This is a genomic window from Pantoea sp. Lu_F5_004 (assembly GCF_051136245.1).
Classification (GTDB): Bacteria; Pseudomonadota; Gammaproteobacteria; order Enterobacterales; family Enterobacteriaceae; genus Pantoea; species Pantoea agglomerans.
The window spans coordinates 382,481-409,031 of the sequence record NZ_CP194946.1 but is presented as its reverse complement, the minus strand read 5'-3'; the positions used below and the strand labels follow the sequence as shown (position 1 = coordinate 409,031).

At 58.1% G+C, this 26,551-nt stretch carries 20 protein-coding genes; 9 read left to right on the top strand and 11 right to left on the bottom strand.

What is annotated here, in order from left to right:
* Position 1 precedes the first annotated feature (1 nt).
* From malQ to glpE, 5 genes are all read right to left on the bottom strand, one after another.
* Positions 2-2,083 (bottom strand): 4-alpha-glucanotransferase, encoded by a 2,082-nt coding sequence (malQ, locus tag ACR8BN_RS01870; protein WP_069025456.1) that lies wholly within the window; start codon positions 2,081-2,083, stop codon positions 2-4.
* 9 nt (positions 2,084-2,092) lie between these two features.
* Positions 2,093-4,498, bottom strand: a complete 2,406-nt coding sequence (malP, locus tag ACR8BN_RS01865) for a maltodextrin phosphorylase (protein ID WP_434747290.1) — start codon at positions 4,496-4,498, stop codon at positions 2,093-2,095.
* Between the two features lie 155 nt (positions 4,499-4,653).
* The gene (locus tag ACR8BN_RS01860; RefSeq protein WP_010253201.1) at positions 4,654-5,412 is read right to left on the bottom strand and encodes a DeoR/GlpR family transcriptional regulator; all 759 of its coding nucleotides are present in this window, start codon (positions 5,410-5,412) and stop codon (positions 4,654-4,656) included.
* Between the two features lie 31 nt (positions 5,413-5,443).
* Positions 5,444-6,265 (bottom strand): rhomboid family intramembrane serine protease GlpG, encoded by an 822-nt coding sequence (gene glpG / locus ACR8BN_RS01855; protein ID WP_064704138.1) that lies wholly within the window; start codon positions 6,263-6,265, stop codon positions 5,444-5,446.
* A gap of 29 nt (positions 6,266-6,294) precedes the next feature.
* The gene (gene glpE, locus ACR8BN_RS01850; RefSeq protein ID WP_010253207.1) at positions 6,295-6,621 is read right to left on the bottom strand and encodes a thiosulfate sulfurtransferase GlpE; all 327 of its coding nucleotides are present in this window, start codon (positions 6,619-6,621) and stop codon (positions 6,295-6,297) included.
* Between the two features lie 227 nt (positions 6,622-6,848).
* Between glpE and glpD the strand changes: the two genes are divergently transcribed.
* The 9 genes from glpD to mdcH all read left to right on the top strand — a co-directional run bounded on the left by glpD (position 6,849) and on the right by mdcH (position 15,795).
* Positions 6,849-8,354 carry a glycerol-3-phosphate dehydrogenase gene (glpD, locus tag ACR8BN_RS01845; RefSeq protein WP_010671548.1) on the top strand — a complete coding sequence of 502 codons (1,506 nt, stop codon included), beginning with the start codon at positions 6,849-6,851 and terminating at the stop codon, positions 8,352-8,354.
* A 377-nt stretch (positions 8,355-8,731) separates the two neighbouring features.
* On the top strand, positions 8,732-10,387 hold the full coding sequence (gene mdcA, locus ACR8BN_RS01840) for a malonate decarboxylase subunit alpha (RefSeq protein WP_031592679.1): 1,656 nt from the start codon (positions 8,732-8,734) through the stop codon (positions 10,385-10,387).
* A complete protein-coding gene (locus ACR8BN_RS01835; RefSeq protein ID WP_022624028.1) occupies positions 10,387-11,247 on the top strand; it encodes a triphosphoribosyl-dephospho-CoA synthase in 861 nt (286 codons plus the stop codon). Before mdcA ends, ACR8BN_RS01835 begins: the two co-directional genes overlap by 1 nt.
* An 8-nt stretch (positions 11,248-11,255) precedes the next feature.
* Complete coding sequence (gene mdcC / locus ACR8BN_RS01830; RefSeq protein WP_031592681.1) at positions 11,256-11,555, top strand: malonate decarboxylase acyl carrier protein; 300 nt, start codon at positions 11,256-11,258, stop codon at positions 11,553-11,555.
* On the top strand, positions 11,548-12,381 hold the full coding sequence (locus ACR8BN_RS01825; protein WP_031592682.1) for a biotin-independent malonate decarboxylase subunit beta: 834 nt from the start codon (positions 11,548-11,550) through the stop codon (positions 12,379-12,381). The genes mdcC and ACR8BN_RS01825 overlap by 8 nt, the downstream gene beginning before the upstream one ends.
* Positions 12,381-13,181, top strand: coding sequence for a biotin-independent malonate decarboxylase subunit gamma (mdcE, locus tag ACR8BN_RS01820; RefSeq protein WP_434747289.1), 801 nt, complete (start codon positions 12,381-12,383; stop codon positions 13,179-13,181). The genes ACR8BN_RS01825 and mdcE overlap by 1 nt, the downstream gene beginning before the upstream one ends.
* Positions 13,182-13,314: 133 nt before the next feature.
* Positions 13,315-14,274 (top strand): AEC family transporter, encoded by a 960-nt coding sequence (locus ACR8BN_RS01815; RefSeq protein ID WP_010253228.1) that lies wholly within the window; start codon positions 13,315-13,317, stop codon positions 14,272-14,274.
* 1 nt (position 14,275) lies between these two features.
* Positions 14,276-14,896 carry a malonate decarboxylase holo-ACP synthase gene (locus ACR8BN_RS01810; protein ID WP_039387939.1) on the top strand — a complete coding sequence of 207 codons (621 nt, stop codon included), beginning with the start codon at positions 14,276-14,278 and terminating at the stop codon, positions 14,894-14,896.
* Positions 14,893-15,795: a malonate decarboxylase subunit epsilon gene (mdcH, locus tag ACR8BN_RS01805; RefSeq protein ID WP_039387941.1), complete on the top strand. Its 903-nt coding sequence runs from the start codon at positions 14,893-14,895 to the stop codon at positions 15,793-15,795. Before ACR8BN_RS01810 ends, mdcH begins: the two co-directional genes overlap by 4 nt.
* Here the strand turns inward: mdcH and ACR8BN_RS01800 are convergent.
* The 6 genes from ACR8BN_RS01800 to glgB all read right to left on the bottom strand — a co-directional run bounded on the left by ACR8BN_RS01800 (position 15,776) and on the right by glgB (position 26,361).
* Positions 15,776-16,711, bottom strand: coding sequence for a LysR family transcriptional regulator (locus ACR8BN_RS01800; protein WP_033785688.1), 936 nt, complete (start codon positions 16,709-16,711; stop codon positions 15,776-15,778). The genes mdcH and ACR8BN_RS01800 overlap by 20 nt on opposite strands.
* A 220-nt stretch (positions 16,712-16,931) precedes the next feature.
* Entirely contained in the window at positions 16,932-19,379 is a 2,448-nt protein-coding gene (gene glgP, locus ACR8BN_RS01795; protein ID WP_010253240.1) for a glycogen phosphorylase, read from the bottom strand.
* Positions 19,380-19,398: 19 nt separating this feature from the next.
* On the bottom strand, positions 19,399-20,832 hold the full coding sequence (gene glgA, locus ACR8BN_RS01790; protein ID WP_010253243.1) for a glycogen synthase GlgA: 1,434 nt from the start codon (positions 20,830-20,832) through the stop codon (positions 19,399-19,401).
* Between the two features lie 63 nt (positions 20,833-20,895).
* Positions 20,896-22,188, bottom strand: a complete 1,293-nt coding sequence (glgC, locus tag ACR8BN_RS01785; RefSeq protein ID WP_010253246.1) for a glucose-1-phosphate adenylyltransferase — start codon at positions 22,186-22,188, stop codon at positions 20,896-20,898.
* Positions 22,189-22,198: 10 nt separating this feature from the next.
* Positions 22,199-24,181 (bottom strand): glycogen debranching protein GlgX, encoded by a 1,983-nt coding sequence (gene glgX, locus ACR8BN_RS01780; protein WP_434747288.1) that lies wholly within the window; start codon positions 24,179-24,181, stop codon positions 22,199-22,201.
* The gene (glgB, locus tag ACR8BN_RS01775; RefSeq protein ID WP_039387946.1) at positions 24,178-26,361 is read right to left on the bottom strand and encodes a 1,4-alpha-glucan branching enzyme; all 2,184 of its coding nucleotides are present in this window, start codon (positions 26,359-26,361) and stop codon (positions 24,178-24,180) included. Before glgB ends, glgX begins: the two co-directional genes overlap by 4 nt.
* Positions 26,362-26,551: the final 190 nt, after the last annotated feature.

The window sequence follows — 26,551 nt, the reverse complement described above, 5'->3', positions numbered from 1 at the left end:
GTTATTGCCCTTTCTGTCCTGACTGACGCTGCTGGCTGACCACCTTCAGCAGTGCATTCACTTCCTTGTCCGCAAAGATCTCCTCCAGCGTTTTGCTCAGCTTGCGTCGCCAGTTAGGGTACTGATCCACCGTGCCCGGGACGTTGACCGGCGTGGTCATACCGAGCCAGTCCTCAGGCTGCAGGCCAAGCAGCGCACTGTCGGTATCCGCCAGGAAGCGATGTATTGCCCGATTCAGCGCAGGCGTCATGGTGAGCTTCTCTGCCTTCTTCTGGCTGCGTGCCGGTAAGGCACCCGCCTGATGCAGCGCATCCAGCAGCGCCTGCTTCTGCGCGGCGCGCTGCTGATGTAACGCTTTCACCGCATCGCCCGGATAGAGGCCAATCTTCTCCCCCAGCGCCAGGTCGCCCTGCTCCCAGAAGCCGGTCAGCGTAGGCAGATCGTGCGTACTGGCGCTGGCGATCGACTGGCGCGGATAGTCCTGCGGCGCGCGATAGCGCTCATCCTTCTCCTGCTCAAACCAGAGCACCTTCCATGAAAAGACGCCACTTTTACGCAGCAGGCTGACAATCTCCTGGGGTACGGTGCCCAGGTCTTCGCCAATCACCATGCAGCGCAGCCGGTGGCTCTCCAGCGCCAGGATGCCCAGCAGATCGTTGACCGGATAGGCCACATAGGCGCCTTTATCCGCCGTCTCCCCGGCAGGCACCCACCACAGACGCAGCAGTGACATAACATGGTCGATGCGCAACGCGCCGCAGTCGCGCATGTTGGCGCGCAGCATGTCAATAAATGGCTGGTAGCCGCGCGCCTTCATTACGTGCGGATCCATCGGCGGTAAGCCCCAGTTTTGTCCCAGCGGACCGAGACGGTCGGGCGGCGCACCTACCGAGGCCTTGAGGCGGTAAAGCTCCGGGTCGTGCCAGGTTTCCGCGCTGCCTTCCGCCACGCCCACCGCAAGGTCACGATAGAGTCCGACGCTCATGCCTAGCGCCTGACTGTGCGTCCAGCAGCCAGAGAACTGCTGCTGCGCCAGCCATTGCAGCCACTGCCAGAAAGCGATCTCCTCTTCATGCTGTGCACACCACTGCTGCACCTCCGGCAACTGGCTGTTGCGCCACGCTTCCGGCCACGCAGGCCAGCCGCCCTGCTGCGCCTTGTCTGCCTGCCGCTCCAGCTGTATGCCGTCGTAGGCGGCCTGATAACGCAGGCTGTCACCGCCTTCACGCACAAAGGCCGCCCAGGATTGATGCTCTTCGCTCTGGCTGTCTCGCGCCTGAAAGTGTGCCCAGGCGTGCCGCAGCGCAGCGAGCTTAAGCGCCATTACGGCCTCGTAGTCAACCAGCTCCGCTTCACGCGCTTTGGTCAGCGCCTTCCGGGTTCTGGCGCTTTTCCACCACTTCTGTGCCGCCGCGCTTTGCTGAAAATCGGCGACCTGACTGACGTCGATATAGATTACGTTCAGCCAGCGGCGCGACGACGGGCTGTACGGACTGGCGAAACCGGCGCTGGCGGGATAGAGCGCATGCAGCGGATTCAGCCCGACGAAATCGCCACCGCGCTCAGCCAGCTGCACCAGCAGCTGATCGAGATCGCCGAAGTCGCCAATGCCCCAGTTCTGTTCAGAGCGCACGGTGTAGAGCTGCACCAGCGCACCCCAGCGTTTTTCCCCCGCCTCCAGCGCCGGAGGCAGATAGCAGCGGCGCGGCGCGACGATAATCCGCGTCTGCCAGCTTTTTTTGCCCTTACTGAGTGTGAGCTGGTGGTACCCCTGCGCCAGCGGGCCAGGCAGCGTAAAAGGCTCACCGGCGGTTAACTCGCCGCTGTGCTGTTTGCCGTTTTCAGTCTGCAACTGCCAGCGGTAAACGCCGCTGCCCTGTGGCGTCAGCTGTCGCTTGCCACTGCCGCTGAATACCGCGACCGGCGGCAGCGGCGATTTTTTTGCGTCCTGCGGATCGTCCATCACCGCCAGCAGCGCCTGCAGGGTCTCATCGCTGATCGCCTCTTTCTCGCCATTGACGTTGATGTAGTCCAGTGAAATTCCCGCGGCACGAGCGGCCTGACCGAGTGAATGTTGCTTCATTGCTGCTCCTTAGCGCGGTGCCTGCCAGATACGTTGCTGATAGTCACGAATTGACCGGTCCGAACTGAACATGCCGGTTCGTGCCGTATTGAGGATGGCGGCGCGGGTCCAGCCTTCCGGGTCGTGCCACAGGGCTTCCACCCGTTGCTGCGCCTCGATATAGGCCTGGAAATCGGCCAGCACCAGCCAGGGATCGCCATGTTTCGTCAGGCTCTCCAGCATCAGGTCAAACGCATGTTTATCCCCGTTGCTGAATTTGCCCTTCTCCAGCGATTTCAGTAAATCGTCCAGCGGCTTGTTCTGCTTACGCACCTTTTTCGGGTTATAGCCTTTCGCCTTGAGCGCTTTGACCTCATCCACGGTGTGACCAAAGATAAAGATATTCTCCTCACCCACCTGTTCGGCAATCTCGACATTGGCGCCATCCAGCGTGCCAATCGTCAGCGCACCGTTCAGCGCCAGCTTCATGTTGCCGGTGCCGGAGGCTTCATATCCGGCGGTGGAGATCTGCTCTGAGAGATCGGCCGCCGGGATCATCAGTTCGGCCACGGTGATGCGGTAGTCGGGGATGAACACCACTTTAAGTCGGTCGCCGACCCGTGGATCGTTGTTCACCACCTCCGCCACCTTGTTAATGGCGTAGATGATATTTTTGGCGAGGTAATAACCCGGCGCGGCTTTGGCCCCGAACAGGAACACGCGTGGCGTAAAGGTGACATCCTCCGGGTTATGACAGAGCTTCTGATAGCAGTAGAGGATATGCAGCAGGCTGAGGTGCTGGCGCTTGTACTCATGCAGCCGTTTGATCTGCACATCGAACAGCGCGGCCGGGTTCACGTTAATCCCCGTGTGGCGGGCGATATACTCCGTAAGCTGCGCTTTGTTCTGCTGTTTGATGCTGCGATAGCGCTGACGAAACGCCTGATCGTCGGCATACGCCTCCAGACCGCTTAACGCCTCAAGGTTATTGGCCCACTCGGTTTTCAGCGTCTCATCAATCAGCCCGGCCAGCGCCGGATTACACTGCTTCAGCCAGCGACGCGGCGTGATGCCGTTGGTGACGTTGTGGAACTTCTGCGGCCAGAGCTGGTGATATTCCGGGAAAAGATCGCTGACCACCAGGCTTGAGTGCAGCGCCGCCACACCGTTGACCGCAAACCCGCTGACGACGCAGAGATTCGCCATCCGCACCTGACCTTCAGCGACCACCGCCAGCTTGTGCCACATCGCTTTGTCATCCGGCCAGCGCTGCTTCACCTGCTTTTTCAGCCGCTGGTTAATCTCTTTGATGATCAGCATATGGCGCGGCAGCAGACTGCGCATCAGCTTCTCATCCCAGCGCTCCAGCGCCTCCGGCATCAGCGTGTGATTGGTGTAAGCAAACAACCGGCTGGTGATCTGCCACGCCTCATCCCAGCTCAGCTGATGCTCATCCAGCAGCACGCGCAGCATCTCCGGGATGGCGATGGTGGGATGTGTATCGTTGAGCTGAATCACTTCGAAGTCAGGCAGGCTGTGAATGCTGCGTCCCGCCAGATGGTGACGACGCAGGATATCCGCCACCGCACAGGCGCACTGGAAATATTGCTGCATCAGGCGCAGCCGCTTGCCGGCCTGATGGTTATCATTGGGATAGAGCACTTTGGTCAGTTTTGCCGCCTCGATGCCCGGCTGCTCCGCCTGCAGAAAATTGCCGTCGTTAAACGCCGTGAGATCAAACGGATGTGCACTCACTGCCTGCCACAGACGCAGCGGCAGCGTCACGCCGTTGCGGTAGCCGGTCACCGGCAAATCCCAGGCCTCACCGCGCAGCGTAAGATCGGGCAGCCAGCGTACGCCGCCGTTTTCCTGCTTTTCTACCCGGCCACCCATCGCGACTTCCACATCCAGCGCCGCGTTGTGGCGGAACCAGGGATAGCGCTCACGCTGCCAGTCATCGGGCGCTTCAATCTGCTGACCATCATCGAAAGACTGGCGGAACAGGCCGTACTGGTAGTTCAGTCCGTGGCCGGTGGCGGACTGCCCCACCGTTGCCATCGAATCCATGTAGCAGGCGGCCAGTCGCCCCAGCCCGCCGTTGCCCAGCGCCGGATCGACCTCCTGCTCCAGCAGTTCCGTTAAATCGAACTCGTGCTCAGCCAGCGCCGCTTTGACGTCGTTATACCAGCCGAGATTGAGCAGGTTGTTGCCGGTCAGACGGCCAATCAGAAACTCCATCGAGAGGTAATTAACGTGGCGCTGCTGCACAGCCGGACGCGGTGCCGGTTGTGCGTCCAGTAGCTCCGCCAGCGCCGCGCTGACCGCCTGCCACGCCTGGTGCGGGGTCATCTGCTGGGCGGAACGGAGACTTAACTGTTGCCACTGGCGGGTAAAGGTGGCATTAAAACGGGCTTTATTAAATTTTTGCTGCGGCATATCACTCCCTTCTGTTACGCAATGAGGTGAAGCAAAAATAGAAAGCGCACGGGCTGGCAAACGGGTGCCAGCAACCGTTAAGTAAAGACGGGAGTGAGGAAAAAAGCGACAGCAATCAAAGAAAAACGCCAGCCGGGGGGCTGGCGTGGCAGGAATCAGCAGAGTTCGAGGTGAACCTCATGCTGCTCAATCACCTTCATTACGCTGGCAGGCGGCGTTTTGTCGGTGTAGAGGTAGTCAAGCAGACTCATGTTGCCGAGGTTGACCATGGCGTTACGGCCAAACTTCGAGTGATCCACCACCAGCATCACGCAGCGTGAATTTTCAATGATGGCGCGCTTGGTGCGGACTTCGTGATAGTCAAACTCCAGCAGCGAACCATCCATATCGATGCCGCTGATCCCCAGAATGCCGTAGTCGAGCCGGAACTGAGAAATAAAGTCGAGCGTCGCTTCACCCATTACCGCGCCATCGCGGGTCCGCACTTCACCACCCGCGATAATGACCCGGAAATCGGGTTTATCCATCAGCAGCATGGCGACGTTAAGGTTATTGGTGACCACGCGCAAATCGCTGTGGTTGAGCAGCGCATGCGCCACCGCCTCCGGCGTGGTGCCGATATCGATAAACAGCGTGGCACCATCCGGGATCTGGCTGGCCACGCGCTGGGCAATCCGCGCTTTTTCCGCTGACCACATCATTTTACGGTCGTGCCAGGCGGTATTCTCAGAGCTGGAGGGAAGCGCCGCGCCGCCGTGGTGACGCTGAATTTTGTTCTGATCGGCCAGATCGTTGAGATCGCGACGAATGGTTTGCGGGCTGACCTCAAAATGATCCACCAGCTCCTCAGTACTGACATATCCCTGACGACGGACTAAATCGATAATCGCGTCATGACGTTGCGTCTGCTTCACGTTCCTCTCCTGTTAACCCGCATAATCCTGTCTAACGACGCGTGACTTTACGCGTATCCACCAGCGCCATCGCCAGTCCGACCACCAGACCGGCGACGTGCGCCGCGTTGGCAATAGCCAGACCAAAGACGCCAAACCAGCCAATCACCAGCCAGACCAGCGCAAAACCGATCAATCCCCGTTCAAGATAGACGCCGCTGTCGGGATCGCGCTCCCCGCGCAGCCAGCAGTAACCCATCAGGGCATAGACCACGCCTGACAGGCCGCCAAACCAGATGCCGCTGAACTTCGCCTGCAGCCAGCCGCTGAGCAGAGCCGAAATCAGCAGGATGACAAAGAGTTTGCCGCTGCCAAGTCGCTTCTCAACCGCGCCGCCCAGATACCACCACCACATCAGATTAAACAGAATGTGCAGCAGTGAAAAGTGCAGCAGCGCATGGCTGAACCAGCGCCAGACCTGAAGATGCTGATCGGCATCCGGCCAGGAGAGCCACGCCATCACGGTGCGATCGCCCATGACCTGCATCAGAATAAATATCGCGATGCAGAGCACCATCAGCGTCATGGTCAGCGGACCGGCACGCTCACGGATATTCGCCCAGATATTGCTGCGCTCATAGCGCAGGCCACTGTCGGTTTTTCCGCTGTGCCAGCTGGCGGCCTGATAACGCGGATGGTTAGGGTCGTGCAAAAACTGCTGAAGTTCGTTTTCGACCACTGAAATCTTGCTCTCATCATCCAGCATGATGACGTAGTGATTTTCATGCTCAATACGCAGCGTGATGCCCCGCGTCGCCATGTAGTCAACAAAGGCCTGCGCCATGCGGGGCTGATTAAATTGGGTAATGCGCATCAGTAACTCTCCATGTGACGAGCGGCAATCTATTCACTGCCGAGGGCAACCTGCTGAGGAAAGGCAGCACGCCAGGCATCAAAGCCGCCATCAATGCTGTACGCCGCGCTGAAGCCCTGTCCCAGCAGATATTGTGCCGCGCTTTTGCTGCTGTTGCCGTGATAGCACATCACCAGCACCGGCAGGCTGTGATCGGCACCACTGACAAAATCGCTGAGGTTGCTGTTGGTCAGATGCAACGCGCCCGCCGCATGACCCAGGGCATAACTTTGCGGATCGCGGATATCTACCAGCAGCGCACCCTGCGCCAGACGCGCCTGCGCCTGCTGCACATCAATACATTCGAACGTTTCCATGGGATCTCTCATAACAGCGTCACAATAGCGCGTAGTGTAACCCGAGAATCCACGCCGATAACCTGACAATCGTTACGGCTACCGGATTTTTTGGTGGGCAGAATGTTAGCTATATCACGCAAAAATGTTTTTACCTGGTTAAAAGCTGGCGTCAATGTTGGTTTGCGATTATGATTATGCTCGAAAACGAACATTAGTGAACTATTCCGAACATCGGAGGAGATGACGTGGAAACCAAAGACCTGATCGTGATCGGCGGCGGCATCAACGGTGCCGGCATTGCAGCAGACGCTGCAGGACGCGGACTGTCGGTGTTAATGCTGGAGGCGCGGGATCTGGCTTGCGCGACCTCCTCTGCCAGTTCAAAACTGATTCACGGCGGCTTGCGCTACCTTGAACATTACGAATTCCGTCTGGTCAGTGAAGCACTGGCCGAGCGTGAAGTGCTGCTGAAAATGGCTCCGCATCTGGCGTTCCCGATGCGCTTCCGTCTGCCGCACCGTCCGCATCTGCGTCCGGCGTGGATGATCCGCACCGGCCTGTTTATGTATGACCATCTTGGCAAGCGTACCAGTCTGCCAGGCAGCAAAAGTTTGCGATTTGGCGCGGATTCGGCCCTGAAGCCGGAAATTACGCGCGGATTCGAATATTCTGACTGCTGGGTCGATGATGCACGCATGGTGGTACTGAACGCACAGGAAGTCGTGAAGCGTGGTGGCGAAGTACGTACCCGCACCCGCGTGACCCGCGCCTGGCGTGAAGGCGGCCTGTGGAAGGTCGAAGCGGAAGATGTCGACAGCGGTAAAACCTTTACCTGGCAGGCGAAAGGCCTGGTCAATGCTGCCGGCCCGTGGGTCAAACAGCTATTCGACGACAGCCTGAAGCTGAAATCGCCTTACGGTATTCGCCTGATCAAGGGCAGTCACATCGTGGTGCCACGCGTTCATACCGAAAAGCAGGCTTACATCCTGCAGAACGAAGATAACCGCATCGTGTTTGTCATCCCGTGGATGGATGAGTTCTCCATCATCGGTACCACCGACGTGGAGTACAAAGGCGATCCGAAAAACGTCAATATTGATGACAGCGAGACCGACTATCTGCTGAAAGTGTTCAACGGACACTTTAAAAAGCAGCTGACCGCTGACGATATCGTCTGGTCCTATTCCGGTGTCCGTCCGCTGTGTGATGACGAATCCGATTCGCCGCAGGCGATCACGCGTGATTACACCCTGGATGTGCGCGACGATAATGGTCAGGCTCCGCTGCTGTCGGTGTTTGGCGGCAAGCTGACCACCTACCGTAAGCTGGCAGAACATGCGCTGGAGAAACTGGCGAAGTACTACCCGAACGCGGGGCCGGCATGGACGAAGAACTGCGTGTTGCCAGGCGGAAATATCTCCGGCACCCGTGAAGATTACGCGGCCAGCCTGCGTCGTCGCTATCCGTTCATCAGTGAAAATATGGCGCGCCACTTCTCGCGCACCTACGGCAGCAGTACTGAAACCCTGCTGGCTGGCGCGAAAAGCCTGGACGATCTGGGTGAGAACTTCGGTCACGAGTTTTACGAAGCAGAGTTACGCTACCTGGTGCAGCATGAGTGGGTTCGTGAGCTGGATGATGCTATCTGGCGTCGTACCAAACAGGGCATGTGGCTGACCAAAGAGCAGCAGGCGCGAGTTACCGAATGGCTGGCAGCGAAAGCCAAACCCGCACTGTCACTGGCTTCATAAACTGTCCCTAAGTAAAGCATCAGAAAGCAGGCTTCGGCCTGCTTTTTTTATCTCTGCGATAGCGGGTCGGTGTATCCGGGTGCTGATCCGACAGGTTGCTCTTTTCAGCGTGTAGCAGAGTTTATTTTTGCTCAACCTACTTTTTATTAAAAATGCCGGGCTCACACCATTCTTTATACAGAAATCCGTTTATGCGATCACATTTTTGGTCAGCGCCTAAACTCAACTCTTTCTGCTTCGCATATCAAAACGTTCACATCCTATTGTTACTGTAAATATAACGTTCAGGCTTTTTGCTTAATTGAACGACGTCATCAGAAAGCACAAACTTTCCTCAGTAAAAACGAAACAACCGTTATTTTAATCAGGAGGTTGAAATGAACACAGGCCAAACGCCTGCCCGGGAATGGAACACGCGCCGCAGTGAAAAAGCGCGTCGTCTGGCATCCTTCCCTGTTGATGGCAAAGTCATTCCTACTGAAAGAGCTGTAGAAGCATTTGAAAAACTGATTGCACCGGGTGACCGGGTGGTACTGGAAGGGAATAATCAGAAGCAGGCCGATTTTTTATCGCGCACCCTGGCTGAGGTTAATCCGGCGAAAGTACACGACCTGCATATGATTATGCCGAGCGTCGGCCGCAGTGAGCATCTGGATATTTTCGAAAAAGGCATTGCCCGTAAACTCGACTTCTCTTTTTCCGGTCCGCAAAGTCTGCGTATTTCTCAGCTATTAGAAGACGGGCAGCTGGAAATAGGCGCAATCCACACCTATATCGAACTCTATTCCCGCCTCTATGTCGATCTGAGTCCAAACGTCGCGCTGATTGCCGGCTATAAAGCTGACCGCAAAGGCAACCTTTACACCGGCCCGAGTACAGAAGATACGCCTGCCCTGGTGGAAGCCGCCGCGTTCCGTGACGGTATCGTGATTGCCCAGGTGAATGAGCTGGTCGATGACGAGACCGACCTGCCCCGCGTCGATATTCCCGGCTCCTGGATCGATTACATCGTCGTAGCCGATAAACCTTTCTTTATCGAACCGCTGTTTACCCGCGATCCGCGCCTGATTAAACAGGAACATATCCTGATGGCGATGATGGCGATTAAAGGCATTTACGCCGAACATCAGGTGCAGTCACTTAACCACGGTATCGGTTTTAACACCGCCGCGATCGAACTGCTGCTGCCTACCTACGGCGAACAACTCGGCCTGAAAGGCAAAATCTGTAAGCACTGGACCCTTAACCCGCATCCGACGCTGATCCCGGCGATTGAGAGCGGCTGGGTTGAGAGCGTGCACTGCTTCGGTGGCGAACTGGGCATGGAAGAGTACATTCGCGCCCGTCCCGATATCTTCTTCACCGGCAGCGACGGCTCTATGCGCTCTAACCGCGCCTTCTGTCAGCTGGCAGGTCAGTATGCGGTGGATATGTTTATCGGTGCCACCCTGCAGGTTGATGGCCTGGCAAACTCCTCAACCGTGACCCGTGGTCGCCTTTCCGGTTTCGGCGGTGCGCCTAACATGGGCCACGATCCGCACGGCCGACGTCATGCCACGCCTGCATGGCTCAATATGATCACCGAACCGGATCCGATGCAGCGCGGTAAAAAGCTGGTGGTTCAGATGGTGGAAACCTTCCAGGCCGGTGCCAAACCGACCTTTGTTGAAACGCTAGATGCCGTTGAAGTGGCGAAATCGACCGGTATGCCGCTGGCACCCGTGATGATCTATGGCGATGACGTCACCCACGTGCTGACCGAAGAGGGGATTGCCTATCTCTATCGCGCGGAAAGCCTTGAAGAGCGCCGTGCAATGGTCGCTGCGGTAGCCGGCATCACCGATATCGGCCTTGGCGTCGATGCGGCGCGCGTGGCGGCCCTGCGTAAAAGCGGCAAAGTGGTCTATCCGGAAGATATGGGCATTCGTCGTTCAGATGCGACCCGCTCACTGCTCGCCGCCAGCAGCGTCTCTGACCTGGTGGAATGGTCGGGTGGTCTTTATAACCCACCGGCAAAATTCCGGAGCTGGTAATGAAACTTCTGTCGCAGACTCAAACCGAGGCGCAGGCCAGTCAGCTGGCGACGATTGCGCGCGATTGTCTGACCGATGAAGCGCGGCTAAGCCCCAAGCCGGGTCTGGTAGACAGTCGGGGGAACGGCGCGCATCAGGACCTGACACTGGCGCTGATGGAGCGTTCCGCTCACAGCCTTGTGCCGACCTTTCTGGCGCTGGCCCGTCACAGCTGGCTGCGCCCTGCTGATATTGCCCTGCGCGAAACGGTGGGTCGGCTGGGCCGTGACGGTGAACAGCAGATGATGGCGGCAACCGGCGGCGTCAACACCCATCGGGGTGCGATCTGGGCGCTGGGACTGCTGGTCAGTGCTGCAGCCATGCACGGTGGCGCGGCCAGTGCCGACCAGCTGACCCGCACCGCAGCCGCGCTGGCCAGCCTGCCGGACCGCGCCGCGCCAAAACTGTTCAGCAAAGGGTTAAAAGCGACGCACCGCTATCAGGTGCCCGGCGCACGCGAAGAGGCGCAACAGGCTTTTCCTCACGTGATGAAGCTGGCGCTGCCACAGCTGCTGACAAGTCGTGCAACGGGTGCCAGTGAAAGCGAAGCCCGCCTTGATGCGCTGATGGCGATCATGACCTCGCTCAGCGATACCTGCGTGCTGTCACGGGCCGGTATGACCGGACTGAAAGCGATGCAGCAGGGAGCACGCGCCGTGCTGCTGTCTGGCGGCTGTCGCACAGCAGGCGGCCAGAAGGCGCTGGCGCAGCTCGACCAGCGCATGCTGTCGCTCAACGCTTCGCCTGGCGGGGCCGCCGATTTGCTGGCCGCGACGCTGTTCATTGATCGGGTCTGTTCACCTGAACATTCTTATTTCTAGAGGCCATTATGGAACACATCACATTATCTTTACCTGCTAACCGCGCACTCAGCGGTAAAGCTCTGGCAGGGGTCGTTGGTTCCGGTGATATGGAAGTGCTGTACACCGCAACCGAAGGACAAACGCTTAGCATTGATATCACCACCTCACTGGATAACAGCGACGCCCGCTGGAAGGCGCTGTTTGACCGCCTGAATTTAACCAACGGTCTGCCTGCCGGAAAGCTGATTATTCACGATTTCGGCGCGACACCCGGCGTGGCGCGTATCCGTATTGAACAGGTTTTTGAGGAGGTGAGCCATGCGTAACGATGCCAGTTTTATTGAATTACGCGCCCGTGAGCGCGCCCGTGCACTGCTGGACGATGGCAGCTATCGCGAACTGCTGGATCCTTTTGAAGGCATCATGTCGCCGTGGCTGGCCCCGCAGGGTGTGGTGCCGCAGTCAGATGACGGCATGGTGGTGGCACGCGGCACGCTGAACGGTCAGCCTGCGGTCGTTATCGCCATTGAAGGCACCTTCCAGGGTGGCAGCATGGGCGAAGTCTCCGGTGCCAAAATGGCGGCGGCGCTGGAACTGGCAGCCGAAGACAATCGCAACGGAATACCCACTCAGGCGGTGCTCTGCCTGGAAACCGGCGGCGTGCGTTTACAGGAAGCAAATCTGGGGCTGGCGGCGATTGCCGATATTCATGCCGCGATTGTCGATCTGCGCCGCTATACCCCGGTTATCGGCATTATTGCTGGTACCGTCGGCTGCTTTGGCGGGATGTCCATCGCCGCTGCGCTGTGCAGCTACCTGATTGTGACGCGTGAAGCGCGCCTGGGGCTGAACGGTCCGCAGGTGATTGAGCAGGAAGCGGGCATTGAAGAGTATGACTCGCGCGATCGCCCGTTTATCTGGAGCATGACCGGCGGTGAAATCCGCTACGCCAGCGGCCTGGTCGATGCGCTGGTCGGTGATGGTGTCAATGCGGTTAAGAGTGCGATGAATGACTGCATCGCCAAAGGCGTTCCGGCGCAGCACCGCAGCGATAAATATGCCGATTTCCTGCCACGTCTGACACAGTTCGACACCCGTCAGCAGGCGGACACGGCGCAGATTAAACAGCTTTTCGCCCGGGAGGATAAATAATGACCCAGACTAACAGCCGCGGTGCAACCTGGCTGGAAAAACTTGCACCTGATGCGCAGCGCCTCAGCGGCCTGTGCGCCTCTGTCCAGGTGGCGGACGGTGAACTTAATGGTGAAAGCGTGCGCTTTATCGCCGTGGTGCCCGATGCACAAAACCACTATCCACGTGCCGCGCAGGGCGAAGTCGGTCTGCTGGAAGGCTGGACGCTGGCGAAAGTGGTGAATGAAACGCTGGAAGAGGACAAGAACAGCGACGTGAAACGCCCGATTGTGGCGGTGATCGACGTACCGAGTCAGGCCTATGGCCGTCGCGAAGAGGCGTTCGGTATTCATCAGGCGCTGGCGGGGGCTGCGGGCGCTTATGCCAAAGCACGCCTTGCGGGTCATCCGGTGATTGGACTGATTGTTGGCAAAGCGATGTCTGGTGCCTTCCTGGCGCACGGTTATCAGGCCAACCGCCTGATTGCGCTCAACGATCAGGGTGTGCTGGTGCACGCGATGGGTAAAGAGTCCGCCGCGCGTATCACGCTGCGTTCGGTGGAGGCGCTGGAGAAACTGGCGGCGACCATTCCGCCGATGGCCTATGACGTCAGCAACTTCCATACGCTGGGTCTGCTCTCCGATCTGCTGAACGTGGCCAATCCTGATGCACCTTCTGACGCCGATGTGGCGATGGTCGAGATCGCCTTGCAGAAAGCCATTAGCGATGCGCGCCAAGATCCGAGCCTGAAAAACCGGCTGGGCGCATCCAATCGCCACAGCTCCTCCCTGGTTCGCGAGCGGATGCGCGCAACCTGGTAATTAAATAAAAAAATAAACCTGCCGAAACCGGTCTGACGGGGCGCATTGCTAAGTGCGCCCCGGGGCAGTGGCCGTGTTCAGAATTATAAACATCGCTGTTAACAGAAAATTCTTTCTTAAATACAGGTGATTTATGATTTATATAATTGTTCATGCCCTTGCTCCAATTTTTGTCATCATGCTGCTGGGCTTCTGGGCCGGTAAGGCCGGAATGGTCAACAACAAAGACGTCTCTCTGCTGAATATTTTCGTCATGGATTTTGCGCTGCCCGCCGCGCTGTTCAGTGCCACGGTACAAACGCCCTGGCCGGGCATCGTGGCGCAATGGCCGCTGATTGTGGTTATTACCGGCGCAATGTGGATTACCTATGGAGCTGTCTATTTCGCGGCCACAAAAGTTTTCAAAAAGTCACCGCAGGATGCGGCTGTGTTAACACTGACGGTGGCGCTGCCAAATTACGCCGCGCTGGGCCTGCCCATTCTGGCCAGCGTGCTGGGTGAAAATGGTGCCACCTCGCTCTCGGTAGCGGTCTCCATCGCCTGTGGTTCAGTGCTGCTTACACCGCTTTGCCTGCTGATTCTGGAACGTGAAAAAGCGTTTGCCGATGGCACCGAACACGGTTCAACCCTGACCATGCTGCCAATTCTGATGTGGCGTTCAGTGAAAAAACCGATCGTACTGGGGCCGTTGATTGGCGTGGTGTTATCAGCGCTGGGCGTTAAAATGCCTGATCTGGTGCTGGCCGCCATTAAACCGCTGGGCCTGGCTGCTACCGCCGCTGCACTCTTCCTGACCGGTGTCATCCTGTCGGCACGCAAACTGAAACTCAACGCGGTGGTGGGCGTCGGCACGGTAACTAAGCTGCTGATTCAGCCCTTTATCGCCTGGGGTCTGGTGCTGGCGCTGGGTCTCAGCGGTCCGGTGGCAATTACCGCCATTCTGATGATTGCGCTCTCCGCCGGTTTCTTCGGAGTGGTGTTTGGCAACCGCTTTGGCGTGCAGTCGCCGGATGCAGAGGCTGTGCTGCTGCTCAGCTCCATTCTCTGTATTTTGTCATTACCACTGTTCATTACGCTGACATCAGGAATGTAATATGAGCTCTGTTCCGCGTCCCCACGATCTGGTCTGGCTGCGAGACGGCAACGCCTTAGCCGCCATCAGTGAGAGCTGGGTCAGTCAGTTCTGGCATCCGGGCCTTCCGGTCGTGGTGCGGCGCGACAGGAGCGAAACCGGGCTGATACCGGTGGGTGTGCGCGGCGAGCGCCGCGAACAGCGCGCCGCCGGATGGGTCAATGCAGCGGATATCGTTCGCGTTGTCACGCCGGAGATGCTGGCGGCGCGTGCACAGTTGCTTGCCTCGCCGTTTACCGCTTATGCGCCGGTCGGCGCGGCGATTGCCCTCAGTGAGCACGACTGGCCGTGGCGCTGGGGTATTACCGGCAGTACCGGTTACGCACTGGCAACACAGCAACCCACGCTGCATGCCGCCAGCGATCTTGATTTAGTTATTCGCGCGCCAGAGCCGCTGACGCGCGATGTGCTGCAACGCTGGCAGGCGCAAACCGATACGCTGGCCTGCCGGGTCGATACGCAGGTAGAAACGCCGTCCGGCGCGTTTGCCCTCAGCGAATGGCTGCGTGAAGGCCGCGCGCTGGTTAAAACCGTCACCGGACCGATACTGACCGCTTCACCCTGGAGCAGGGAGCTACAATGAAAATACTCTTTACCTTTCCCGGCCAGGGCACTCAGCGTGCCGGGATGTTACAGCACCTGCCCGACGGCGACGCCCTGTTAAACAGCGTGCGTGCAGTACTGGGCGACGAGACTGACCAGCTCGACAGTGCCGATGCACTACGCCACACGCGCGCCGTACAGCTCAGTCTGCTGATTTGCGGTGTCGCCTGGGCGCGGGAGCTGATCCGTAGTGGGGTGAAACCCGATATCGTCAGCGGTCTGTCGATTGGTGCGTTTCCTGCTGCGGTGATTTCCGGCGCGCTGGATTTCAGTGATGCTCTGCGGCTGGTGGCGCTGCGCGGCGATCTGATGGAGCAGGCTTATCCGGAGGGATATGGCCTGACTGCCATCACCGGCCTGACGCTGAGTCGTCTGGAGAAACTGATGCCCGGCAGCAACACCTATATCGCCAACCTGAATGCGGAAACGCAGATTGTGATTGCTGGCCGCGATGAGGATATGGCGGTAGTCGCGCAGAAAGCGCTGGATGCCGGTGCCAGCAAAGCGATTAAACTCGCGGTGAGCGTGCCGTCGCACTGCGCGCTGCTGGATAAGCCCGCCGCAGAACTGGCGCGCGCGTTCGGGTCCGTCAGCCTTTCCCGCCCCCATTGCGCTTACCTCAGCGGTTCAACCGGACGCGTGATTTGGGAGCCGGAGAAGATTGCCGACGATCTTGCCTTTAATATGGCGCGTACGGTGCAGTGGAATGATGCGATGGTTTCAGCCAATCAGCGCGATGCCCGACTGGCGATTGAGATGCCGCCTGGCAATGTGCTGACAGGCCTGACGCTTCAGGCGGGCTGGCAGGGCGATGCGATTTGTCTGGAGCGCAACAGCGTTGAGGTTGCACTCCATCTGGTTAAACGGCTGAGTCAGTAAGGCTGCGGGCGTACATCCGCCCTTCTGCCGCCAGTGCCAGCAGGTCATTATCCCGTTCGCGGCGATGTGAGTAGACAATCGAGATCTGCTGACGCATCTGGTAAGGCTCAGCGAGCGTCAGCAGCTGAATGTTGTTTTCATACACCTTCTTCATCCGTCCCGGGATCAGTGCCAGGCCAACGCCCGCCTGCACCAGGCTTATCATCGAGAAGATGTCATTCACCTGGGTGACCATGCGCGGTTCAAATCCGGCTATCTGAAACGCCTCCTGCGAACCGGCATAGGTGGCAAACCCTTCAGCCAGCGAGACAAAATCACGGTCGGCATAATCACGCAGATCCACCGGACCGGCTCCGTCCCGCGTCTCCCCGGCCGGTGTGGCCAGAAAGATCCTGTCTTCAAACAGCGGAATCACATCAAAATGTGCGTCGCTGAGTTCGCCGTCATCGGTGGCGATCAGAATCGCATCCAGCGCGTCATCTTCCAGCATATTCAGCAGCATTTGATTGGAACCCATGGTCAGATCGAGCTCCAGCGTCGGCCGACGCAGCTTCATGCCCATGATCAGCCGGGGAATGGTCTCCAGCGTCAGGGAGTAGAGCGTGCCAAGTCGCAGACGCCCCCCGCCGATGCCTGCGACTTTGCGCGCCTCTTCAATGCCTTTTCCCATCAGGGTGGTCACATCGCGACAATAGTCCAGCAGTGTCCAGGCAGCAGGCAGCGGCACCAGGTTGCGGCCCTTGTGGATAAACAGCGGGCAGTCGATGCCCTCTTCCAGCGTATGCAGTGCGCGATGCACGCTGACGCTGCTCAGCTCCAGCGCTTCCGCCGTGCGGGCGATATTGCCCTTGCTCATAAACATCATGAAGACGCTGAGTTTACGGAAGGTAATTTCCTGGTTGATGTTGTCACTCATTGCTGCTGTTGCCTGTAGGGTCATTTTGCTTTCCCGCATAGTAGCGATTCTCAGCCAGGGTGTAATGATCTGGCTCGCACAAGAGGCACTTACGGACGAAGAGGCGATAAGAGGCTGAATCTACTGAAGAGGTGCAGGATGGGCGGTGAGCAAAGAGAACACAGGAGAGTGCGGCCGATCCTTCGGCCGCAAAAAAGTCAGAAACCTGACTGCCCGCGCCTTACAACCTTACTGGCGAGATATTCCAGATCTCATCAGCGTACTCCTGAATCGTACGGTCCGACGAGAAGTAGCCCATTCCGGCGATGTTTTTAGCCGCGCGGCGTTGCCACTCATCCGGTTTACGGTAGAGCGCATCCACCTTATCCTGGGTATCCACATAGCTGCGATAATCCGCCAGCAACTGGTAGTGATCGCCGAAGTTGACCAGTGAATCGAACAGATTGCGGTAGCGGCCTGGATCCTGCGGACTGAACAGACCGGAAGCAATCTGAGTCAGCACCTGATGCAGCTCTTCATCCTTTTCGTAATAGTCACGCGGATTATAGCCCCCTTTACGCAGGGCTTCGACCTGTGGCGTGGTATTACCGAAAATGAAGATGTTCTCTTCACCGACGTGATCCAGCATTTCAACGTTGGCCCCATCCAGCGTACCGATGGTAAGCGCGCCATTCAGCGCAAACTTCATATTACTGGTGCCGGACGCTTCCGTCCCTGCGGTAGAGATCTGCTCAGAAAGATCGGCCGCCGGAATAATGATCTGCGCCAGGCTCACGCTGTAGTTCGGGATGAAGACCACCTTCAGTTTGTTCTTCACCTGCGGATCGTTGTTGATCACATTGGCGACATCGTTGATCAGATGAATGATGTGCTTGGCAACGTAGTAAGCCGATGCCGCTTTACCGGCAAAGATATTGACGCGTGGCACCCAATCCGCCTGCGGATCGGCCTTGATACGGTTGTATCGGGTGATCACATGCAGCACGTTGAGCAACTGGCGTTTGTACTCGTGAATACGCTTGATCTGCACATCAAACAGCGCGTTCGGGTCGAGCACCACGTCCAGATTCTTCGCCACCCAGTCGGCCAGCCGACGCTTGTTCTGATACTTAGCGACCGCCACTTTTTCAATAAACGCCGGATAGTCGATCTGCGCCTTAAGCTCGCCCAGCTGGCTGAGATCGGTACGCCAGTTGCGGCCAATCTCCTCATCCAGCACCTCTGACAGCGCCGGGTTCGCCAGCGCCAGCCAGCGACGCGGCGTAACGCCATTGGTTTTGTTACAGAAGCGGCCAGGGAACAGGCGGGAGAAATCGGCAAACAGCGACTGTACCATCAGGTTGGAGTGCAGCTCCGAAACGCCGTTTACTTTGTGGCTGACCACCACCGCCAGCCAGCCCATGCGTATCCGGCGGCCATCGTTTTCGTCGATGATCGAAATGCGCGACAGCAGATCCAGGTCATCGGGATAGTGATCCTGAATGGTCTTAAGGAAGAAGTCGTTAATTTCAAAAATAATGCTGAGGTGACGCGGCAGGATCTTGCCGATCATATCGACCGGCCAGGTTTCCAGCGCTTCGGTCATCAGCGTATGGTTGGTGTAGGAGAAGACCTGACAGCAGACGTCAAAAGCGTTGTCCCAGCTGAATTTATGATCGTCGATCAGCAGGCGCATCAGTTCGGGGATCGCCAGCACCGGATGGGTATCATTCAGGTGAATAGCGATTTTATCCGCCAGGTTGTCCCAGGTCTGATGCATCCGCCAGTGACGATTAAGAATGTCCTGCACCGTCGCGGAGACCAGGAAATATTCCTGACGCAGACGCAGTTCGCGGCCTGAGTAGGTCGAGTCATCCGGATAGAGCACGCGCGACACGTTCTCAGAGTGGTTTTTATCTTCCACCGCCGCAAAGTAGTCGCCCTGGTTGAACTTGCCGAGGTTAATTTCGTTGCTCGCCTGCGCGCCCCACAGCCGCAAGGTGTTGGTGGCGTCGGTGTCAAAGCCCGGAATGATCTGGTCATAGGCCATCGCCAGGATCTCTTCGGTCTCCAGCCAGCGCACTTTCGCGCCTTCGTGCTGGACGCGGCCACCAAAGCGCACTTTGTAACGGGTATTGAAACGCTGGAATTCCCACGGATTACCATATTCAAGCCAGTAATCCGGCGACTCTTTCTGCTCACCTTCCACAATGTTCTGTTTGAACATGCCGTAATCATACCGGATGCCATAGCCACGGCCCGGCATGCCCAGCGTTGCCAGCGAGTCGAGGAAACAGGCCGCCAGGCGACCCAGACCGCCATTGCCCAGCCCCGGATCGTTCTCCTCTTCCATCAGCTCGGCCAGATCCAAGCCCATCTCATCCAGTGCCTGGTTGAGATCGTCATAAATCCCCATCGCCAGCAGCGCATTGCCCAGCGTGCGGCCCATCAGAAACTCCATCGACAGGTAATAGACCTGCCGGACATCCTGCGACAGCTGAGCACGGCTGGAACGCAGCCAGCGCTCCACCATCCGGTCGCGCACCGCCAGCAGCGAGGCGTTAAGCCACTCATGCTTATTGGCGATAGAGGGATCTTTGCCGATGGTAAACATCAATTTATAGGCAATCGAATGCTTTAAGGCATCAACCGTCAACGTTGGTGAGGCGTAAGTGAAAGGTGCATTCATATCCAGTTTTCCCAATCCGTTACATCAAACGTTGGTAGAGATCACGGTAGGCTTGTGCTGCCACCTGCCAGCTAAAGTCCATCGCCATTGCCTGGCGCTGAACATAGCGCCAGAGCGAAGGGCGGGACCACAACACAAACGCGCGCCGGATGGCCCGAAGTAGTGACCAGGCGTTGGCATCTTCAAAACTGAATCCACTGGCGATGCCGTCTGCCAGATTCTCCAGTGAGCTGTCATTCACGGTATCGGCCAGCCCGCCGGTGCGGCGCACTAATGGCAACGTACCATACTTGAGGCCATAAAGTTGTGTCAGACCGCAGGGCTCAAAGCGACTCGGCACCACAATCACGTCTGCGCCACCGACAATACGGTGTGAGAACGCTTCGTGATAGCCGATCTGCACGCCGACGCTGCCCGGATGCTCTGCCGCCGCCGCCAGGAAGCCCTGCTGCAGTTCAGCATCGCCCTGGCCCAGCAGCACCAGTTGACCGCCCTGCGCCAGCAAGCCGGGCAGCGCCTCCAGCACCAGGTCCAGCCCTTTCTGTTTGGTCAGACGGCTGATCACGCAGAACACCGGCGCTTTATCATCCACCTTCAGTCCCATCGCCACCTGCAGCTGACGTTTGTTCTCCGCTTTCGCTTCCAGCGTGTCGCGGTTATAACGCGCGCTGAGCAACAGATCGTGCGCCGGATCCCAGATAGAGGGATCAACGCCGTTAAGAATCCCACTGAGACGGCCTTCACGCATCCGCTGTGCCAGCAGGGTTTCCATGCCGTAAGCATATTCAGCAGAAGTAATTTCATGGGCGTAAGTCGGGCTGACCGCCGTGATATGGTCGGCGTAAAAGAGTCCCGCTTTCAGGAAGGAGATCTGACCGAAGAACTCCAGCCCATGCATGTTAAAGAACGACCATGGCAAGCCGATCTCTTCCATGTGGTGCGCCATGAACAGCCCCTGATACGCCAGGTTATGCACGGTGAAGACCGATTTAGCCGGACGACCACGCGCTTCCAGATAGGCGCAGGTCAGGCCTGCGTGCCAGTCATGGGCATGCACAATATCGGGACGCCACATCGCGTCCATGCCGCACGCCAGTTCACAGCCAACCCAGCCCAGCAGCGCAAAGCGCAGATAGTTGTCGACATACGCAAACTGCGATTCGTCATGGTAGGGACTACCCGGACGATCGTAGAGGCCGGGGGCATCAATTAAGTAGATGCCCACACCGTTAAATTCACCAAATAGCAGACGTACATGACCGGCAAATGTTTCTCGCTCTGTCACGACCTGGAGATCAGGTATGCCTTTGCGCAATGCGGGAAAAGCGGGCAGTAGTACCCGCGTATCCGTGCCGCCCGCTATTTGTGCCTGAGGTAATGCCCCGACGACATCAGCCAGTCCGCCCGTTTTTAGCAGCGGGAAAAGTTCCGAACAGACATGTAAAACCTGCATCCTCGACCTCATTAAGTTATCCGGCACGCTCCGCGTGTCGATTGCGTAAGTTTCGCTTATCGCTTACAGCCCCGCTTTGGCCAGTCTGGCCAGCATGGCGCGGGTTACCAGTACGATGCCTTCATCCGAACGGTGAAACCGGCGACTGTCTTCATCCGGGTTTTCGCCAATAACCATGCCTTCGGGTAACTCGCAGGCGCGATCAATGACGCAGCGACGCAGACGACACGATCGGCCCACTACCACATCAGGCAGCAGTACAGTTGAATCAATATTGCAAAAAGAGTTAACGCGTACCCGCGGGAACAGCACCGAATTGACCACCACCGACCCGGAGATGATGCAGCCACCCGAGACCAGCGAGTTCATGGTCATCCCGTGACTGCCGGAACGATCCTGAACAAATTTGGCCGGCGGCAGCGGCTCCATGTGGGTACGAATCGGCCAGGTGACGTCATACATATCGAGCTCAGGCATCACCGATGCCAGGTCGAGATTGGCGCGCCAGTAGGCTTCCAGCGTCCCGACATCGCGCCAGTAAGGCGGCGCATTGTCGTCGTTCTGTACGCAGGAGAGCGCAAAGGAGTGCGCATAGCCTTCGCCGCTTGCCACGATTTTCGGCAGGATATCTTTGCCGAAGTCATGGTTAGAGCCTGGCGTCTGCAGATCTTCTTCCAGCAGTTCATAGAGATAGTCTGCGTTGAAAACGTAGATCCCCATGCTGGCAAGCGCCTGGGTGTCATCACCCGGCATAGTGGGCGGTTTCGCGGGTTTCTCCACGAAGTCGATCACCATGTTCTCTTCGTCCACCGCCATCACGCCAAACGCAGTGGCTTCATGCACCGGCACCGGTAAACAGGCGATGGTACATTTCGCCTCGTTGACCACGTGATCCAGCAGCATGCGTGAATAATCCATCTTATAAATGTGGTCCCCGGCAAGGATCACGATGTACTGCGCCTGATAGCGGCGAATCACATCAAGGTTTTGCGTCACGGCATCGGCCGTCCCGCGATACCACTGTTCGGTCGAAAATCGCTGCTGCGCTGGCAGCAAATCGACAAACTCATTCATCTCTTCATTGAAGATCGACCAGCCACGCTGGATATGCTGAGTCAGGGTATGGGACTGATACTGAGTAATCACGCCAATCCGTCGGATACCGGAGTTGACGCAGTTGGAGAGGGCAAAGTCGATAATGCGGAACTTGCCGCCGAAATGCACCGCCGGTTTGGCACGTTTGGCCGTTAAGTCGACCAGGCGCGTGCCGCGTCCGCCGGCGAGGATCAGAGCAACCGTCTGTGTAGGGAGCTGGCGGGCCAGCATCAGGTGATCTGTTCTATCTAACTTAACCATGTCTGACTCCTTATGATTGCTTTTGGAACACGCACACACCGTGTGCGGGACCATGCCAGACAGTTAGCAGGATGGGGTTGTCGTCCCCGGCGAAAGGAGGAAGGGCGCGCCATTCTCCGTCTGGTAACACGATGTCATTCACCGTATCCGTGGCGTTTATTGTTATTAACCAGCGGCCGGACAGCAGGATCTGCAATCTGTGCATCCCCTGTGCCCATTCATCGTGTTGCAGTGGCTGGCCACCAGCATTGAGCCACTGCACATTGCCGTCACCGTCCTGCCACCAGCGATCTGCGGTCAGCGCCGGAATGCGCTGGCGCAGCTCGATCAGTGCAGCGGTAAATCCGACTAATCCCTTCTCATCCGCCTGCCAGTCAAGCCAGCTCAGGGCGTTGTCCTGACAGTAAGCGTTGTTATTGCCACGCTGGGTGTGGCCGCGCTCATCGCCTGCCAGCAGCATCGGCGTACCCTGTGACAGCAGCAGCGTCGTCAGCAGTGCCCGCACGCTGCGACGGCGTCGTTCAATCACGTCGAAGCTGACGTTCAGCCCCTCTTTGCCGTGGTTGTGGCTGTAGTTATCGCCGTGACCATCACGGTTATCTTCCCCGTTCGCTTCGTTGTGTTTCCGTTCGAAGCTCACCACATCCCACAGCGTAAAGCCGTCATGGGCGGTGATCAGGTTAACCGTGGCGTGTGGCGGCCGGTCATTATGCTGGTAGAGATCGCTGGAGGCGGCAAAGCGGCGGACGAACTCGCCGTTGCTTATGTCGCCGTGCAGCCAGTAACGACGCGCGGTGTCGCGAAACTGATCGTTCCATTCAGCAAACGGCGGCGGAAAACGGCCAACCTGATAGCCGTCAGGGCCGATATCCCAGGGTTCAGCAATCAGCTTGACCTGAGAGAGCAGCGGACAGGCGCGTATGGCCTCAAAAAATGGCGCATCACGCTGGTAATCCGGTGTGCGGCCCAGCACCGGCGCGAGGTCAAAGCGGAAGCCGTCGACGTGGCAGACCCGCACCCAGTAGCGCAGCGCCTCTAAAGCCCACGTCATCACCTGCGGATGATGAATATTCAGCGTGTTGCCGCAGCCGGTCCAGTTCTGATAATCGCCCTGCTCATCGAGCCAGTAGTAGCTGGCGTTGTCGATGCCGCGCATGGAGATCGTCGGGCCAATCTCATCGAGTTCAGCGGTGTGGTTGAACACCACATCCAGCAGCACTTCGATACCCGCGGCGTGCAGGTTTTTGACCGCCTGCTGAAACTCCTGCAACGGCGTCACGTCCGGTTGACCGGAGGCGTAACGGGGATCCACCGCCCAGAGCGCAAAGGGGTTATAGCCCCAGTAGTTGCTGAGGCCGAGCTGCAGCAGTCGCGGCTCACTCGCGAAGTGCGCCACCGGCAGCAGCTCAAGGGTGGTAATCCCCAGATTGCGCAGGTAATTCACCATAACAGGATGACCAAGCGCCGCGTAAGTCCCGCGCAGCGTTTCCGGAATTTCCGGATGCTGCTGCGTCAGGCCGCGCACATGGGCTTCGTAAATCACCGTGTTACCCCACGGGGTGCGCGGGGCGACATCGCCCTGCCAGTCAAAATCCTCCGCGACTACCCGTGACTTCGGCGCAATCGCCGCGTTGTCATACGGATCGGGCTGCGCCTCGCCGCCATGAAACAGCGGGTCATCCGGTACATCGCCCTCAACTGCGCGGGCGCAGGGGTCAACCAGCAGCTTCGCCGGATTAAAACGGTGTCCCTGCTGCGGCGCCCAGGGACCATGCACCCGGTAGCCGTAGCGCTGTCCCGGTTTTAACGCCGGAACATAACCGTGCCAGATATCCCCGCTGCGGCCAGGCAGGTCAAGACGCTGTTCAGCGCCCTGCTCATCAAACAGGCAGAGCTCTACGCGCCCGGCATGCTGTGAGAACAGAGTGAAGTTAACGCCTTTGCCATCGTAACTGGCACCCAGCGGTTCAGGATCTCCGGCAGTGATGGTCATTCAGCCTCCCGCACCAGCCATACCGTTGCCAGCGGCGGCAGATTGAGGCTCAGCGACTGCGGTCGCCCGTGGCTCTCCTGCTCATCGGTATGCACCCGATGATTGCGCACGTCGCTGCCGTGATACTCATGCTGATCGGTATTCAGCACTTCACGCCAGTAGCCAGGCTGGTTAACGCCAAAGCGATAGCCCGGACGCGGCACCGGCGTAAAGTTACTGACGACGATCACTTCGTTGCCTTCACGGTCACGACGGACAAAGGCGAAGACGGAGTGCTCCGCATCATTTACCACCAGCCACTCGAAACCTGCCGGATCGAAGTCGAGCTGATGCAGCGGCGTGTAGTACTGATAGGTGTGGTTGAGATCGCGCACCAGACGGTGAACGCCGTGGTGCCAGTTGTCGTCCCCTTCCAGCAGATGCCAGTCGAGGCTGACGTCGTGGTTCCACTCGCGACCCTGGGCAAATTCGTTGCCCATAAACAGCAGTTTCTTGCCGGGGAAGCCCCACATCCAGCCGTAGTAAGCACGCAGGTTGGCGAACTTCTGCCAGGCATCGCCCGGCATACGATCGAGAATCGAGCGCTTACCGTGCACCACTTCGTCATGCGACAGCGGCAGCACAAAGTTTTCGGTGTAGTTGTACATCATGCCGAAGCTCATCAGGTCGTGATGGTGCTTGCGGTAGATGGGATCGACCTTCATGTAGTCGAGGGTGTCGTGCATCCAGCCCAGATTCCATTTGAACCAGAAGCCCAGCCCGCCGCCTTCGGTGGGACGCGTCACGCCAGGGTAGTCCGTCGACTCTTCGGCCATGGTCACCGAACCGGATGCCACAGTGCCGAGCGTACGGTTGGTGTGACGCAGAAACTCAATCGCTTCCAGGTTCTCACGGCCGCCGTACTGATTCGGCACCCATTCCCCTTCGCTGCGGCTGTAGTCGCGGTAGATCATCGACGCCACCGCATCCACACGCAGGCCATCAATGCCAAAGCGTTCCGTCCAGTAGAGCGCGTTGCCCGACAGGTAGTTGCTCACTTCCCGGCGACCAAAGTTGTAGATCAGGGTATTCCAGTCCTGGTGAAAGCCTTCACGCGGGTCGCTGTGCTCATAGAGCTCGGTGCCGTCGTACCTTGCCAGACCGAAATCGTCGCTGGGGAAGTGGCCCGGCACCCAGTCGAGCAGCACGTTGAGGCCCGCCTCATGGGCGGCGTCAATGAAGGCGCGGAACTCGTCACGGGTACCAAAACGGCGGGTTGGCGCATACATGCCCAGCGGCTGATAGCCCCAGCTGCCATCAAACGGATGTTCGTTGATCGGCAGCAGTTCGATATGGGTAAAGCCCATCTCTTTGACGTAGGGCACCAGCTGTTCAGCCAGCTCTTTGTAGCTCAGCCAGAAGTTGTTGTCGGTGTGACGACGCCAGGAGCCCAGATGCACTTCATAGATGGAGATCGGCGCGTCAAAGGCGTTGGCCGCCTTGCGCTCCGCTTTCATCTCAACCGGCTCCGGGAGACCACAGATCATCGACGCAGTTTGCGGACGCATCTGCGCTTCAAACGCGTACGGGTCCGCTTTGATGCGCAGTTCGCCATTGGCGTCGATGATTTCATACTTGTAGAGCTGGCCGTTGACCGCGCCCGGTACAAACAGCTCCCAGATGCCCAGCTCCTGACGCAGACGCATCGGATGACGGCGGCCATCCCAGAAGTTGAAATCGCCAACCACTGAAACGCGACGGGCGTTGGGTGCCCAGACGCAGAAGCGGGTACCGAAGACACCATCGATGACGTCACCGTGCGCACCCAGCGTCTCATAAGGGCGCAGGTGCGTCCCTTCCGCCAGCAGCCACAGATCCATCTCCTGCAGCAGCGGGCCAAAGCGATAGGCATCGTCTATCAGGTTCTGCTGGCCGTGCCAGTTCACCGCCAGCTGATAGCGGAACGGGTTTTTGCGGCGTGGAATGACGCCACTGAAGAAGCCGCGTGCATCTTCACACACCAGCTGAGCCAGTTTGCGCCCGGTGGAGGTTTCAATGACCCACACTTCAAGCGCTTCGGGGAGCAACGCCCTGACTTCAAGGCCTTGCTGAGTTCGGTGCATCCCTAGTAACGAAAAAGGGTCGGCATAATTACCCGCAAACAGGGCATTGATCGCATCGCGATCGGGAAGCTCTGACATGACTTTCTTCCTGTGATAATTGGCAGCCGAAATGAACGCGACACAGCCTGTCGCGGTTCACCTGCGCTGCTCTTCATTGAGCCATACGTACAACGACAAAGAAGTCAGGCCATTCCGTGGGAAAAGTGTTTTTGCCGTGTACCACAACCATTTAATCCGGAAAGCACAAGAGTTACCTGTGGCACATCAT

What these genes read in the sequence shown, in the direction of transcription:
- malQ (WP_069025456.1), bottom strand. Translation starts at nt 2,083, where the DNA reads ATGAAGCAACATTCACTCGGTCAGGCCGCTCGTGCCGCGGGAATTTCA.
- malP (WP_434747290.1), bottom strand. Translation starts at nt 4,498, where the DNA reads ATGCCGCAGCAAAAATTTAATAAAGCCCGTTTTAATGCCACCTTTACC.
- glpG (WP_064704138.1), bottom strand. Translation starts at nt 6,265, where the DNA reads ATGCGCATTACCCAATTTAATCAGCCCCGCATGGCGCAGGCCTTTGTT.
- glpE (WP_010253207.1), bottom strand. Translation starts at nt 6,621, where the DNA reads ATGGAAACGTTCGAATGTATTGATGTGCAGCAGGCGCAGGCGCGTCTG.
- mdcA (WP_031592679.1), top strand. Translation starts at nt 8,732, where the DNA reads ATGAACACAGGCCAAACGCCTGCCCGGGAATGGAACACGCGCCGCAGT.
- ACR8BN_RS01835 (WP_022624028.1), top strand. Translation starts at nt 10,387, where the DNA reads ATGAAACTTCTGTCGCAGACTCAAACCGAGGCGCAGGCCAGTCAGCTG.
- mdcC (WP_031592681.1), top strand. Translation starts at nt 11,256, where the DNA reads ATGGAACACATCACATTATCTTTACCTGCTAACCGCGCACTCAGCGGT.
- ACR8BN_RS01825 (WP_031592682.1), top strand. Translation starts at nt 11,548, where the DNA reads ATGCGTAACGATGCCAGTTTTATTGAATTACGCGCCCGTGAGCGCGCC.
- mdcE (WP_434747289.1), top strand. Translation starts at nt 12,381, where the DNA reads ATGACCCAGACTAACAGCCGCGGTGCAACCTGGCTGGAAAAACTTGCA.
- ACR8BN_RS01815 (WP_010253228.1), top strand. Translation starts at nt 13,315, where the DNA reads ATGATTTATATAATTGTTCATGCCCTTGCTCCAATTTTTGTCATCATG.
- ACR8BN_RS01810 (WP_039387939.1), top strand. Translation starts at nt 14,276, where the DNA reads ATGAGCTCTGTTCCGCGTCCCCACGATCTGGTCTGGCTGCGAGACGGC.
- mdcH (WP_039387941.1), top strand. Translation starts at nt 14,893, where the DNA reads ATGAAAATACTCTTTACCTTTCCCGGCCAGGGCACTCAGCGTGCCGGG.
- ACR8BN_RS01800 (WP_033785688.1), bottom strand. Translation starts at nt 16,711, where the DNA reads ATGAGTGACAACATCAACCAGGAAATTACCTTCCGTAAACTCAGCGTC.
- glgP (WP_010253240.1), bottom strand. Translation starts at nt 19,379, where the DNA reads ATGAATGCACCTTTCACTTACGCCTCACCAACGTTGACGGTTGATGCC.
- glgA (WP_010253243.1), bottom strand. Translation starts at nt 20,832, where the DNA reads ATGCAGGTTTTACATGTCTGTTCGGAACTTTTCCCGCTGCTAAAAACG.
- glgC (WP_010253246.1), bottom strand. Translation starts at nt 22,188, where the DNA reads ATGGTTAAGTTAGATAGAACAGATCACCTGATGCTGGCCCGCCAGCTC.
- glgX (WP_434747288.1), bottom strand. Translation starts at nt 24,181, where the DNA reads ATGACCATCACTGCCGGAGATCCTGAACCGCTGGGTGCCAGTTACGAT.
- glgB (WP_039387946.1), bottom strand. Translation starts at nt 26,361, where the DNA reads ATGTCAGAGCTTCCCGATCGCGATGCGATCAATGCCCTGTTTGCGGGT.